The following is a 12381-nucleotide window of genomic DNA, read 5'->3' on the forward strand; positions in this document are numbered from 1 at the left end:
TAGTGACTAATTTTGCTACAACTCAACGCTATTTTACTGCTAATTGTTCAATCGCTGGTTTAGAATATTTTAAAATCTTTGTCTGTGTCGTGATCAATTCGGTAGGGATTCTGGTAGTGATGAATCAGATGATGTTGTTGATCAGCAGATTCGTCAGCGCCATGCTTTTTGGGTTTACGCCCAGTATAAATGAACCAGAGAATTAGCGGCTCACAGATTAAGAGAATTAAAGCAGCCACAATCACGGTTATGGCGATCTCTTTAAGCTCTTGCTCAGTGAAATGACTGGCGAGTTGTTTCTCAAAATAGCGTTCGACGGCATTTAATTGATTCTCGTCTTTTTCATGACGAACGAATTGACGCTGCTGACTACTAACCGAAACAATTGGTGCGTCTGTCTTGACGAGATAGGCACCACCAGCAAGTAGTATCAGTAAAATTACAAAAATAGCGTATAAATGATTTTTAATAAATAATTTCATAACCTACACCCAATACTTAAATTACCTTTATTTTAATGCATTCTGTAGATGCTTACAACTGCCTTAGCGAAATGTTTGGAGGTCTAAGAAGTGAAAATTATGATAATCGGTTCGCCGGGAAGTGGCAAATCTACTTATAGTCGGGCAATCGGTCAAGCGCTTAATTATCCAATTTTTTATTTGGACCAGCATTGGCATCAAACGGATTATAGTCCTGCAGCTAAACTGAACTTGAATGCGCAACAAAATCGTTTTTTAGAGGATCATCAGGATTGTATCGTCGATGGTAATTACAGTAGTACAATGCCGGATCGCCTGCAGCGAGCAGATCTCATTATTTGGCTTCAGATTCCCCGCATCGTGGCGGTCATGCGTGTGGTGCAGCGTTCGCTGGGTCAGAAGTGGTTTAATAAACAACGTCCAGATATGGCAGCCGCCTTTAGTGAGCATTTCAATGTTGAATACTGGCAATTTCTAAAGTTTGTCTGGGATTATCCACGGCGTAATTATCAGTTGGTGCAAGATTATTATCAAAAATACGCGCCCACTAAAAAATTGGTTATTTTACACAATCGGCGCGAAAAAGCTACGTTTTTAGCAACGTTGAGCGCGTCTTTAAGCCGACCTAAGTGAGAAGTGATGTATTGACGAAACGCGGCCAAAACTTTTTCTTTGACATTGTTCCTGTTTGCGCGTATAGTAAATGACATTCGCTACCAAGACCGTTCGAGATCTAGGAAACATGAACGGAGGTTTTTCATATGAAATATCGTATTCAACTAAATACGAACACGCAAATTTTTACAGCTATTGATATTGAATCAAAGAAGTCTGCAAAAGGCATCACGATTCAAGAAGCTGTAAAAAAAGTCCAACTTTAATGAGCAAATCATCTTACTATTGGATTCAGTAAGCCTGGCAAAGACTGTCAGGCTTTTTGTGTGGCCGAATTTAGGATCCGCAATCAACAAGTTAGTTGAGCTAAATCAAACTTTTGCAATTCCAGTTAGTTGTTGTTATGATAATTAACGAAAGGGAGGTGATGTCTTTTGGCTAATTGTTCGATGCTCAAGGCATCAGCTTCGTGTTTGATTGCTTAAACAGTCAATGAGGCTGATAGCCAAGAATTAAGCCGCCTAAATTCTACTAGGCGGTTTTTTACATATTAAGTTAATTGAATCAGGTGAAAGTCATGTCCAAAAAGAAAGCTAAATTGCAAAAAACATTGGTCGAAAAAATTCTTGATCGCGCCAAGATTACTTATGAGCAAAAAGAATTCAACTTGGATCACCCTGAAGTTGAGCGGGCTGATCAAGCAATTATTTATAAAACGCTGGTCTTACATGGTGAAAAAACTGGCCCTTTAGTTGGTGTCATTCCGTTAAATGATCACTTAGATGAACGTAAATTGGCTGAAGCTTCAGGTAATAAGCGCGTGCGGATGATTCCTTTGAAAGAATTGGCAGAAACTTCCGGTTACGTTCACGGTGCTAATACGCCAATCGGTATTTATGATCAAGATCACTTTCCAATTTATTTGGATCAATCGATTGTAAATTTACCTGCGATGATGGTTTCATCGGGTAAGTTGGGACGTTCGGTTAAACTAGCCCCGCAAGATTTAGTTGATTTTGTCCACGGAACGGTGGTTGATTTAGTCGTTAAAAATGAAACAGGGGGGAATGATGATGTTTAAAGCACCAGCTAATCGTTTTGCCAGCTTTGGTGTTGTTGCGGCTTTGCCCGATGAATTAATTGATCGAATCTGGTTGATCATTGACCAAAATTTACAGGGTGTTTTCCCACTGAAAGGTAATGTCTTAATCTTCAAACTGCAAGCTGATCAAAAAGATCATTTGCAGTATGTTTATCAAGACGATGAAACAAAAGCCACAATTGCCATTGATACGGAATATGCCTATCAAAATCATTACCCCCAAACATTGTTTGTTTACGACGATGGTCAGGCGCAAACGATTCTATTACCTCAAGAAGCAGATTAACAGACTTAATCTAGAAAGTAGTTTATCGATGAATATTAAAAATATTGCGCATACAGTTGCCCATTCAATCGAGATTTCTCAAGCAGCTAATCAACAAACGGATTATATTTTCATTATTGACTTCAGTCATCAACATAAACCTGCAGACGGTTGTTTGCTCGTTCATTATTCGGCGGCAAATAAGACCGCTAGTATTAAAAGTTATGATCAACAGTATAAAGACCTTAATGATCCACTAAATCAGCTAGAACACGCCTCATATTTGGAATGCGATGAAGATCTGGATCAACGTGACGAATTACTGGCGGCCTTAAACCAATCGCTAAAAATAGCGTAAGTATTAATAATTCAAAAATACCGGACAAAAGTGGTGTTACGTTGCTGATTAGGCTAGTTGGTTCTGTTCAGTCAGAACTTTTAGTTGGTCGGTACAGGGTGGTTAAAATAATTTTTGTCATAACAACACACAAAAGGGGAATCGGGATATAAATCCTGATTCCCCTCTTGTGTGTCTGCTATTTGTCTCGGACACTAACGAACTCATTCTGAAGCAGTTTACTCAGCGTTGTTGGTTCGCCGATAAGTTTGACGTCTAAATATTCTGCATAGTTGCTGTCTTAGAAATTTTGTTCAACAATGCGCCGTTTGACACTCTCGGAATTACTGGTGACCTATTTATTTAGCAAGTTGCCATTTGACATCGCCAGCGTTGCTTAAATCGAATTGTTGACTGCACTAAGCAACAACTTAGTCTGAATCTTTAGTCGGCGCACAAATCATGATATTTAAGACAATTTCATCGACTGTTGGCTGACGCGTTTTCGGCACAAAATTTGTTGGCTGCAAATCCAAGCTATCATCGGGATAATCGGCGTTACTGAAATAATCGGCAAACATGTCGGCGGTGATTTTTTGCGGATACCAAGCATCATTATTCAGATCCTTCAAATAGGATTCGTTGTAAAAAATCGTGGGGAGCGTGACGACATAGTCCTTACCCGCAGCGTGCAACCAATAATACGCGCCATAGGGCAGCTTGGTCGATCTAGGAACGCCACCGGTGCCATTATGCCATGCCGAAAAATACTGCGCTTCTTCCGCCGCACTCAAGGTTTTAACGGTGATTGTGGGATTGGTTAACTTAAGTGATTGCGCGCGTAATAAAATGTATTTGCGCCATTGAGTATCAGTGAAATGAGCATGATAGGAACGCACATCCGCTGCAGCTTGATCATCTGCTTCTTTTGCTTGCGCCTGCCGCGATGCCTTTTTGGCCTGCTTCTTTTGTTTGCTTGCCTTTGACTGCTTGGCTGCTATTTCTTGGTCGGTGTCGTGAGCAAGTGTAGTGGCATAGGTTTTTAAAACAGGATAGCTAGCTTGATTCTTAAGCAACCAGTTCAGCGCGCGTTCATATTCGCGTGTCACTTGTTGTATGTCTGCTTTGGCTGCGGCTTTTTGCTTAGCGGACCGATAATTAATCTGCTGTTCACTCTTGATAGCAACCAATTTAGTACCACTGTCGGTTAAGCGATAGGTTCGTTTAAAGTCGACGCCACGCTCATCGTCAACATCCACTTGATAATCATAATAAAAATAAACCCGTTGTTGCTTGAAGTCGAAGACAAACTCATAGACCAATAAATCATTGCTATCACGGCTTTGCAGGGTCAATTGCGCCGTCGTGGCATTATATTCATACCACATTTTGAATAGCAACGGATACTCGTCATTAATCACATGCTTGGGCACGGTTAGGTCACCGTTAATGTCGATTTCTTTTTTATGATCCGTCGCAGATGTGACCTTGTCTTTAGAATGCACTTGGCTGAAAACGGCTAACTGTGTTTGTTGAGCTGGTGTTAGAGCCGTGGCCGCTCGTCGGTTAAAGAACCATGCCGCGACGCCCACTAATAGGCAGCCGATTATGATCACGATGATCCGTTTGACAAATTTTTGTTTTAAGCTCATGAGTGTTCCTTTAAGTTAAATTTGATCGTTTTAATAGTTAAGTAGGTTTGGCGTTCGCAACCAGAATTTGATGGCTGATTTGATGGCAAAATAGCCGCACCAACATCACTACTGGTAAGTCGACAATTTCAAAATCACAGTTGTTTCAGTATCTCAACATGCCCGTCGCTAATTGTTGGGACAATCTTTTATATCATATCTACTCAAAAAAGAAAAGCGTCTGTGGAAGCAGCCATGCTCTAAGATATCGCGTCAAAGAACGACGATAAAAATTTGAGTGCTATCTATTTGTATTGCCATGCGTGTAGGGGGGCCAACTTGAGTGTCTTAATGATATTGTTTGTTTGCACTAAAAACCGGTTGGTCAACGCAGCTTGAGTCATTATTGTGTGTAACCAAATTTTACTTGCACTACTGATGTGAAATAATTAAGAAGTACGAATGGTTTATCAACTGACTTGTTGATCATGATTAGGCGAGCACAAGTATGGTGTGCAACGGAATTGTTTGAAGCAGGGTAATAAATTTTAGGACAAACGACGCTCACAAGCGAGAAAGTATGTTATACTCATAAGCGTTGAGACAGTTGCCGATCAGCAAGAAGCTGATCACGTAACTATTAAGCCTACTCCGGATTGAGTAGGCTTATTTTTTTATTACAGAATGTTGGCTACGAGATTTTGAAATTCGGTTACCATTGCGATCAGTGAAACTAATTCGATATTCACATTTGTCACTCTCACACTTATTTGCCGTTTAGTCATATCTTGTTACTTTGGCGAATGGAGGATATGACTTTTCTATTTATTTATTTATACAAAATCATTGTGTAGAAGCCTTCTGCAGATTTGGAAATACCTTGATCCTGAATTACGCCTAATTTGACATCAACAAGTTCATGTCCATCTTTCTGCAGATCAACAAGAATTCCTTCAGCATCAGACTTATTCTGGTATGATTAATTTACGTGAACGATCACCAATGCCTTACTCGGCCCATGAGTGAGGTATTTTTATGTACACCCAGAGAACTGGGTAGTTATACGTTTAATTCTTTCTTCAATGCGTTCGTTAGAATGAGCGAAAAGTTAACGCCACGTTCATTGCCGAGCTCGTTGAGGTAATTAGGAATAGAAAGAGTTTTCTTAATTACCTTGCTATCATTCTTACGTCGATACTCGGAAATGTTAACTGGAACTAAGCTGACAACATCTGTTTCGTTATGAGCAGGTAACTTGTATACTGATTCCGGCATAGTTACCTCGTCAAGGCTGTACGTACCAATATAATCCGCTGCCATTGCTAAAGCATCATCAATACTGCTGCCTTCTGTCATACCATCTAATGCTGGAATATCGACCAAATAGGGCATCGTGTCTGTTTCACCACCATCCTTACGAATAATAACCGGATATGTTACGATTTTATCTTTCATGCTAACCATCCTTTCAGTATGGGTAATGCGAGTACATGGAAAGGGGGATTACGCCCACCTTTCTCATAGATTGTATTTTTTAATCAAACCGCGTGCTAAACTTTCTTTCACATCTGGATGACGCGGAACTTGAATCTTGACGGTTCCATTTGTCCAAATGTCGTGGTTGCCACCGTGCTCGACGAAATGCCAACCTGCTTTACGCAACTTGCGTTCAAACTTATCTCTCTGCACTGCTAGCTCCTTTCCACTTTCATAATAATACACGTATTTTCTACGTAAATCAACGTATTACATACGTAATATTTTTGTGTTCGAATAAATTCTACACTCGTGCTGAATCTCATCGACTATTTCTGGCAACCGATCATTATCTTCAACAGAGTGCAATCCCATTAGACCAATACCGAACTTATTAGCCTCATTTTCCAGCTCATCATGCCCATTTGTGATACCAGTATAGTAGCTATTTAGTCCTTCGTGCAAAATGATATGGCCAAGTTCACGTACCATTATATGAAGTAACGTTGTGGCAAATGAATTTATACTTAAAGCACAACAAAGAGACTCATGATTTGAATCCCCGTAAAATGGTGTTTGTAAAAACAACCATTGGAGGGAATACATAATCATAAGTATATACAAACATCTTATCATGAATGAACGCAAAACGATATTTCTGATGTACAATGATTAAGCTTCGCTGGTTTCAATTACCCGCACGACTCGGTGATGAAAACCTATCAACAAATCATCAAAGAGACTACTGCAAGTGTTATTGCTGGTAGCAAGACGCCTGAACGCGCCTTAGCTGATACGATATACAAGTGGCGGGATAAAGGAATAACGCCAGTATTAATTGATAAGGGCGGTCATGAGTGGTCGTTAGAAGGATACACGCGTACAGTCATTGATACAACTTCCAATCGAGCCTTCCAAGCAGTTCGTAATACTGCGGCAGCAGATAATGGCATTGATACATTCGTGATGAGTAGTCACGCTGCTTGTCGTCCTGCGTGTGCGCCAATTCAAGGTAAGACGGTTACAACGCGTTTAACTGGTTTCACTGCTCCTGAAAGTGGTGAATGGTTTGAACCACTTGATAATCATGGCTATAAAGAACCAAGTGGCACGTTTGGCATTAACTGCCATCACATGATGTGGCCGTATATTCCTGGTGTTAATACAAATGATCAAGAACAATTCGATCCACAAGAGTCCATCGAACGTTACAAGTGGCAACAGAAGCAACGTGGGCTGGAACGCAAGGTGCGCGAATTTAAACGTAACGAAGATTTGGCCAATCAGTTAGACGATGATGTCGGTCGTATGAAGTATGGTTTGGATAAACGTAAGTATCAATCAGCATTGCGCAAGCTTGTTAACGATCACGATTTTCTAGCACGTGATTATGGTCGTGAGAAAGTTTATGGTCCTGCATCAGAGAGAGCAACCTACAAGGTTAAGAATGAAAGTGCCAAGGTTCTAAAGGAATATGATACAATCGCTTCTAACCTAGGTAAATACGCACCTAAGTCGTTGTCTGAATACAGCAAAATGAAGTATACTAATCGTAGAGAAGCAAACGTTTATACCACAATTGCTAATAGCAACAAGTCGAATTTAAAAACTGTTAAACAACGTGAATCAGCAATTGAAACATATCTTAATTTTAAGAAGCATGATGTTAATATTAGTGACCATGCATTAGAACAATACGTTTATCATTCTCGGTGTAAGAACGGTCAACTAAATTACAATTTCAATACGATTATCAATAATCATAGCAACCCAGCGAATTATCGTGATAAGAAAGACGGTCGGTTGATCCATTTCTATAATCGGTTAGCACTTATCGAAGAAGTGGACGGCAGAATTGTCACAATCACCAAGTTAGATAAGCCGAAAGGACGGTGGGAATCAATTGACTAAAACTGAAATGTTACTCACAATGGTTGACAATGCACTACATCAGAAGATTAATGTCAGTGATTTCTCAGCTGAGTGGCCTGATTTACTTGCTGAATGGGCTAGTACGATTGAAAAAGAATATCCTAAAACTGCTGACAAGTTACTAACTGGTGATATCGGTTTAACGGTTGATGGTTATGAGTATGGAATTGCAACACCGGCCTATTTTAAGGCGTTGCAACATGATTATGATGAAGTAATGAAGATATATGAAAGCGAGAAGCAATCAGCTAATTAGTCGGTTGCTATTTTTATACGCAAGTTCGACCTAAGTATGTCGTTAAACTGCTTATTTTTATGCCCAAATCGTGGTCGTTCCACGTAAAAAAATGTGAGGGAGAGTTTCAAATGAAAAGAGAAGATTTAAAAGAATTAGGACTAACAGACGAACAAATCGGTAGTGTGATGGCGATGCACGGTGGTGATGTTAATGGTTTGAAGGAGCAAGTTACTACGCTAACTAGTGAGCGCGATGGCTTACAAACTCAATTCGATACCGTTAATGGTCAGTTGGACACGATCAAGAAGGACCATAAAGGTGATGAGGACCTGAAGTCTCAAATTGAACAACTTCAAACTGAAAATAAGAATGCTGCCACGAAATATCAGGAAGATTTAGCCAAAACTAAGGTTGGTTATCAAACTGACTTAGCCCTAACGCAAGCTGGTGCAAAGAATGTCAAAGCTTTACTCGACGGTGAAAAGATTACGCTGGACGATAAAGGTCAGTTAACGGGCCTTAAGGAGCAATTAGAAGCCGTTCAGAAAGATAACGACTTATTTATTCCAGTCAGGCACCGGTAAGCCGACACCGCCTGATATCGTCGTTGATGGTAATCCTAATCCAAGTGCTCCAACAGGCAAGACGATTGTAGAAAAAATTCAAGAAAGATTAGGTGAGTAATATGGGATTAGTATTAGATAGCAAAGATTTAGCAACAATCGATAAAGAGTTACGTGCAGATTTTCAGGCCTGGGACGTATTAGGTCAAGGTGCCAAGAGCATTACAGCAGCTGATTTCGTTGGTGCCAGTGAAGTGCGAGTTAACAAGATGAGCGGCTTTGTTGAAGCAACTCAATACAAGCGCAATCAAGATAACGCGCGTTCAAACATTGGTATCGACAAAGAAACAATCAAGTTAACTCATGAAGACTGGTTTGGTTATGACGTTGATCAATTAGATCAATCAGAAAACTCCGCGTTAACAATTAGTAACATTGTGACTGAACATCGTCGTCTTATTACGATTCCGCACCGTGATAAAGTTGCTATCCAAGTATTAAAAAGAGACCTTCGCAAAGCCAGAAAAAGTCATGATAACGTTGGGCGCTATACAGACAATTGGCACTCTGCTAGGTCTCTTCAAAAAGTAACAAGGTAAGGGGGTAAGCCCTTACTTCGTGTACACAAAGTATAATTTGAGGGGAGCACAAAATCAAGGAAAAATAATCAAGAACCGTTCAATTAAACAAAAACTATAAATCGGCCTCAGAAGATAAATAGTATTTTATTGCTAATAGCGTTTTTTAAACAGATGATGCCATGATCAACTTCAATGATCAAAATATAATGTGTGTCACAGAGACGGCAGATATTTGGAAAAAAACTATGTTAGAATCTCATTACGTCAATCACAGGATAAGTAGTCAAGAGGATCATGACATAATTTTGCAAAACACCTATTGAAATTCAGCAATGATTTTTGCTATACTAGCTAATGTTGTGGAGAGTTGGCAGAGTGGTAATGCACCGGACTCGAAATCCGGCGAACCAGTAAAATGGCGCGCAGGTTCAATTCCTGTACTCTCCTTTGATTTGTAAATTAGAACCGTGTAAACGCTGACTTGTTAGGGACTATAGCGTTTGCCGGTTCTTTTTTTGTGGACTGTTGTAGAGATTGTTGTAGATTGCTGTTGTTCCCATGACGGTTGCAAAAATATTTGGTACAGCAGTCTCCATTTTTTCGGTCACATGCGCATAGAGATTTAGTGTGATTTGAATTGAGGCGTGACCTAAGCGTTCAGAAATAACCTTTGGCGCAACACCAGCCTCTAGCAACAAGGTAGCGTGGGTATGCCGGAAACCGTGAATGGTGATCTCGTATAGGTCGTTCTTGCAAATATTTTGCAACATCCACGCTCGTGGCTGGATAACTGATAACACTCGTTTTCTTCATTGGCAAAAACTAGCTGATGTTCTTTTTTTGATTTATGACCCAGTTTGACCAGTCGTTCTTTCTGACCGATGTGCCACTGTTTGAGAATTAACAGCGTATAGTCATCTAAACTAACAGTGCGCTTTGAATGTTTCGTCTTAGGTTGTTCCATGTAAAGACGGTCATTTTTACCTCGCGCTAGGGTTTGGACAACATGTATGCACTTGTTTTCAAAATCAACATTGCGCCACTCCAAACCTAGCAATTCACCTTGCCGACAGCCTGACGCTGAAAGCAACTGGAAAAAGGTAAATACGTAATAAGGTTGCTGTTCCTGACACAAAGTTAAGAACTGTTTCAGTTCTTCTTTAGTATAGTAATTACGTCGCTTTTCAATGCCCACGTCTTCTTTCCGCCGTGGAATCGTAATATGTTTAGTTGGATTGTCTTTGATGAGTTCCATTTTGATGGCGTACTCGTAAATACGGGAAATATCGTTGATTAGGTCGCGGTAGTTCTTATAGGTCTTGACTTTCTTATTGGCAAATTTTTGTAGCTCCGCTACCGTAATTTTGTCGATATATTTGTCACCAAATATGGATAGAATGTGTACCTCGTACTGCAGAACAGTTTTGACGAATGTACTTTCTTTAATCGTGTATTCGTAGTTTTCTTTCCACATATCGAAGACGGCGTGAAATTTTGTTGCCTTTGAGTCTGCCGTAGGAATTTAGGAGGTGGACAAAATTACAACAGCAAAGCCAATTTCAAATAATGTTTTGTGAAAAGTTGATTGGCTGCAAATTGTGCTTAAAGATGTGACCTGGCAAACGGTATATGCCAAGTTACTACAAATCAGTTTAGACTGTGTCACAATCGAATTGGCAGCACTCAAACATGAAGATTACGATATTGTATACAGCTGTGGGCCAATTCGGTACTTCACGTATAGCGATTCGGCAAAACAGATTGAACGCGGTACGTTAGTCTTAAGTGGGCAAGCCTGCACAATGTATGAATGGGCCAATCTTGCTGATGATATTCATTGCAACGTATTTCAAGAATTAGCATTGCGGATTATCGACTTAGCCAATGCCACGACCATCAGCTTTGAGGTTAAACGATTGGACTTGGCTTTGGACGATTATAACGGAAGACCATTTTGGGACTTGGACTTAATTGTTGGTAAAGTCAGACGAAAGCAATTTCTTTCAAAGGGCCGTACTAATACCGTGTACGATAGTGAGTTTGATAAAAAGACGCGTGCAAAAACACAGCAGATTGGATCGCGTGGTTCTGAGTGTCTGTTTCGCTTTTATGAAAAAGGGAAAGAATTAGCTTTAGGACTTGATGGAATTGAACGGGAGCAAATGTTGCGGGTAGCACCGCAAGTTCGTTTGGAAGCTGAAACACGTAAAGATACAGCGAGTGATTTATTTATGACGATTGCTTATCTGGCAAAGGACGAAAACTTGACCAATTTAATTCGTGGCTTCATCAGTACCGAAGTGAACTTTTATAGCGATACCACTTATCAAACAATTTGTCGTTGTTGGTCGGACTTTCTTAAACCGAGTTTTATTCCTAATGTACATCGGCGATACGAAAAATCAGTCTTTGAAGATACACTACATTGGTTTGAAGTACAGGGGCCGTATGCGGTCACCCAAGCACTGTTCTTCTTGGCAAATAATGGCATTGAAATTAGAACGAATGAAAATATCAAAGTACCGCCACTGATGTTAGACAGACGCGATGAATATTGTTGGAATCAAGATTTGGCAAACAAGTTGATCGGTTTTGTAACGAAGGGAAAACGCATGGATCTGATTCCATTGATTCATGACAGAACAAAAAAATCGTCCACTCCGCAAAAGTGAACGACTAACAAAAAATATTTACAACTAAATTATATCAAATACGAAAGTTGAGGAAAACACTATGGCTAAAATGTTAAATCTACGCGACTTTGATTTCTCAAATATCGGTAATGTCTTTGAACTGGACGAAGTTACACCAAAATTTCAAACCGAGGAACGAGTCGACAATCAGGGTAAAATAATCATGGGTCAGGATAACCGCCCGCGTAAGTTTAATACCGAAGAAATCGTGGGTTACAAATATTCGGTAACCATGCTGGACGGTCCATTTCGTAAAAAGTCTACCCAAGTGACCATCAACAATTTGAATCGGCCGATTACCAATGAGGAAATTATGAAGCGTGCCAGTGCAAAATGCAAATTCCAAGAATTACAGCCCTCAATGACCGGCAATCCAATGTATTACAAAGCAGAGGGCATTGAACTTCTAAACGAAAATATCAAGTGACCGAATAAACTCACATGGTAGTCACAAACGCCCGTATGA

General features: G+C 40.1%; 16 protein-coding genes, 1 tRNA gene and 1 pseudogene. 11 read left to right on the forward strand and 7 right to left on the reverse strand.

What is annotated here, in order from left to right:
- Window positions 1-59: 59 nt before the first annotated feature.
- Complete coding sequence (locus EKM65_RS00345) at window positions 60-482, reverse strand: hypothetical protein (RefSeq protein WP_125604373.1); 423 nt, start codon at window positions 480-482, stop codon at window positions 60-62.
- Between the two features lie 90 nt (window positions 483-572).
- Here EKM65_RS00345 and EKM65_RS00350 point away from each other — a divergent pair, with 90 nt between their 5' ends.
- From EKM65_RS00350 to EKM65_RS00365, 4 genes are all read left to right on the forward strand, one after another.
- Complete coding sequence (locus EKM65_RS00350; protein ID WP_125604375.1) at window positions 573-1115, forward strand: P-loop NTPase family protein; 543 nt, start codon at window positions 573-575, stop codon at window positions 1113-1115.
- Window positions 1116-1674: 559 nt separating this feature from the next.
- A complete protein-coding gene (locus EKM65_RS00355; RefSeq protein WP_125604377.1) occupies window positions 1675-2178 on the forward strand; it encodes an aminoacyl-tRNA deacylase in 504 nt (167 codons plus the stop codon).
- Window positions 2171-2485 carry a DUF960 domain-containing protein gene (locus EKM65_RS00360; protein WP_125604379.1) on the forward strand — a complete coding sequence of 105 codons (315 nt, stop codon included), beginning with the start codon at window positions 2171-2173 and terminating at the stop codon, window positions 2483-2485. The genes EKM65_RS00355 and EKM65_RS00360 overlap by 8 nt, the downstream gene beginning before the upstream one ends.
- 28 nt (window positions 2486-2513) lie before the next feature.
- The gene (locus EKM65_RS00365) at window positions 2514-2822 is read left to right on the forward strand and encodes a hypothetical protein (RefSeq protein ID WP_125604381.1); all 309 of its coding nucleotides are present in this window, start codon (window positions 2514-2516) and stop codon (window positions 2820-2822) included.
- A 410-nt stretch (window positions 2823-3232) separates the two neighbouring features.
- On the opposite strand, the gene EKM65_RS00370 is transcribed toward EKM65_RS00365, so the two are convergent.
- The 4 genes from EKM65_RS00370 to EKM65_RS11100 all read right to left on the reverse strand — a co-directional run bounded on the left by EKM65_RS00370 (window position 3233) and on the right by EKM65_RS11100 (window position 6400).
- Window positions 3233-4453: a hypothetical protein gene (locus tag EKM65_RS00370; RefSeq protein ID WP_125604383.1), complete on the reverse strand. Its 1221-nt coding sequence runs from the start codon at window positions 4451-4453 to the stop codon at window positions 3233-3235.
- Between the two features lie 1038 nt (window positions 4454-5491).
- A complete protein-coding gene (locus EKM65_RS00375; protein WP_125604385.1) occupies window positions 5492-5887 on the reverse strand; it encodes a type II toxin-antitoxin system HicB family antitoxin in 396 nt (131 codons plus the stop codon).
- Window positions 5888-5950: 63 nt separating this feature from the next.
- Window positions 5951-6121 (reverse strand): type II toxin-antitoxin system HicA family toxin, encoded by a 171-nt coding sequence (locus tag EKM65_RS00380; protein ID WP_125604387.1) that lies wholly within the window; start codon window positions 6119-6121, stop codon window positions 5951-5953.
- Between the two features lie 57 nt (window positions 6122-6178).
- On the reverse strand, window positions 6179-6400 hold the full coding sequence (locus EKM65_RS11100) for an ImmA/IrrE family metallo-endopeptidase (protein ID WP_164506750.1): 222 nt from the start codon (window positions 6398-6400) through the stop codon (window positions 6179-6181).
- Window positions 6401-6619: 219 nt separating this feature from the next.
- Here EKM65_RS11100 and EKM65_RS00385 point away from each other — a divergent pair, with 219 nt between their 5' ends.
- The 5 genes and pseudogenes from EKM65_RS00385 (at window position 6620) to EKM65_RS00405 (ending at window position 9669) form a co-directional block, all read left to right on the forward strand.
- Window positions 6620-7819, forward strand: coding sequence for a phage minor capsid protein (locus tag EKM65_RS00385; protein ID WP_125604389.1), 1200 nt, complete (start codon window positions 6620-6622; stop codon window positions 7817-7819).
- Window positions 7812-8096 carry a hypothetical protein gene (locus EKM65_RS00390; protein ID WP_125604391.1) on the forward strand — a complete coding sequence of 95 codons (285 nt, stop codon included), beginning with the start codon at window positions 7812-7814 and terminating at the stop codon, window positions 8094-8096. The genes EKM65_RS00385 and EKM65_RS00390 overlap by 8 nt, the downstream gene beginning before the upstream one ends.
- A 110-nt stretch (window positions 8097-8206) precedes the next feature.
- Window positions 8207-8662: a phage scaffolding protein gene (locus tag EKM65_RS00395; protein WP_164506751.1), complete on the forward strand. Its 456-nt coding sequence runs from the start codon at window positions 8207-8209 to the stop codon at window positions 8660-8662.
- A 101-nt stretch (window positions 8663-8763) separates the two neighbouring features.
- Window positions 8764-9141, forward strand: a pseudogene (locus EKM65_RS00400) (capsid protein); the annotation flags it as partial.
- Between the two features lie 442 nt (window positions 9142-9583).
- Window positions 9584-9669 (forward strand) — tRNA-Ser (locus EKM65_RS00405).
- A 44-nt stretch (window positions 9670-9713) separates the two neighbouring features.
- Here the strand turns inward: EKM65_RS00405 and EKM65_RS11520 are convergent.
- Both EKM65_RS11520 and EKM65_RS00410 read right to left on the reverse strand, forming a co-directional pair.
- Window positions 9714-9992, reverse strand: coding sequence for a tyrosine-type recombinase/integrase (locus EKM65_RS11520; protein ID WP_263853596.1), 279 nt, complete (start codon window positions 9990-9992; stop codon window positions 9714-9716).
- Window positions 9911-10696, reverse strand: a complete 786-nt coding sequence (locus tag EKM65_RS00410; protein ID WP_263853597.1) for a tyrosine-type recombinase/integrase — start codon at window positions 10694-10696, stop codon at window positions 9911-9913. Before EKM65_RS00410 ends, EKM65_RS11520 begins: the two co-directional genes overlap by 82 nt.
- 115 nt (window positions 10697-10811) lie before the next feature.
- Here EKM65_RS00410 and EKM65_RS00415 point away from each other — a divergent pair, with 115 nt between their 5' ends.
- Together EKM65_RS00415 and EKM65_RS00420 are read left to right on the forward strand one after the other, a co-directional pair.
- The gene (locus EKM65_RS00415) at window positions 10812-11894 is read left to right on the forward strand and encodes a replication initiation factor domain-containing protein (RefSeq protein WP_263853599.1); all 1083 of its coding nucleotides are present in this window, start codon (window positions 10812-10814) and stop codon (window positions 11892-11894) included.
- Between the two features lie 61 nt (window positions 11895-11955).
- Entirely contained in the window at window positions 11956-12342 is a 387-nt protein-coding gene (locus EKM65_RS00420) for a hypothetical protein (protein ID WP_125604395.1), read from the forward strand.
- Window positions 12343-12381: the final 39 nt, after the last annotated feature.

Origin of the sequence: Lapidilactobacillus bayanensis (assembly GCF_003946695.1) — a bacterium.
Lineage (GTDB): Bacteria > Bacillota > Bacilli > Lactobacillales > Lactobacillaceae > Lapidilactobacillus > Lapidilactobacillus bayanensis.

Bases quoted from the DNA above. Each gene is read 5' to 3' on its own strand.
- EKM65_RS00345 (WP_125604373.1), bottom strand. From the start codon at position 482: ATGAAATTATTTATTAAAAATCATTTATACGCTATTTTTGTAATTTTA.
- EKM65_RS00355 (WP_125604377.1), top strand. From the start codon at position 1,675: ATGTCCAAAAAGAAAGCTAAATTGCAAAAAACATTGGTCGAAAAAATT.
- EKM65_RS00360 (WP_125604379.1), top strand. From the start codon at position 2,171: ATGTTTAAAGCACCAGCTAATCGTTTTGCCAGCTTTGGTGTTGTTGCG.
- EKM65_RS00365 (WP_125604381.1), top strand. From the start codon at position 2,514: ATGAATATTAAAAATATTGCGCATACAGTTGCCCATTCAATCGAGATT.
- EKM65_RS00370 (WP_125604383.1), bottom strand. From the start codon at position 4,453: ATGAGCTTAAAACAAAAATTTGTCAAACGGATCATCGTGATCATAATC.
- EKM65_RS00375 (WP_125604385.1), bottom strand. From the start codon at position 5,887: ATGAAAGATAAAATCGTAACATATCCGGTTATTATTCGTAAGGATGGT.
- EKM65_RS11100 (WP_164506750.1), bottom strand. From the start codon at position 6,400: ATGGTACGTGAACTTGGCCATATCATTTTGCACGAAGGACTAAATAGC.
- EKM65_RS00385 (WP_125604389.1), top strand. From the start codon at position 6,620: ATGAAAACCTATCAACAAATCATCAAAGAGACTACTGCAAGTGTTATT.
- EKM65_RS00395 (WP_164506751.1), top strand. From the start codon at position 8,207: ATGAAAAGAGAAGATTTAAAAGAATTAGGACTAACAGACGAACAAATC.
- EKM65_RS11520 (WP_263853596.1), bottom strand. From the start codon at position 9,992: ATGTTGCAAAATATTTGCAAGAACGACCTATACGAGATCACCATTCAC.
- EKM65_RS00410 (WP_263853597.1), bottom strand. From the start codon at position 10,696: ATGTGGAAAGAAAACTACGAATACACGATTAAAGAAAGTACATTCGTC.
- EKM65_RS00420 (WP_125604395.1), top strand. From the start codon at position 11,956: ATGGCTAAAATGTTAAATCTACGCGACTTTGATTTCTCAAATATCGGT.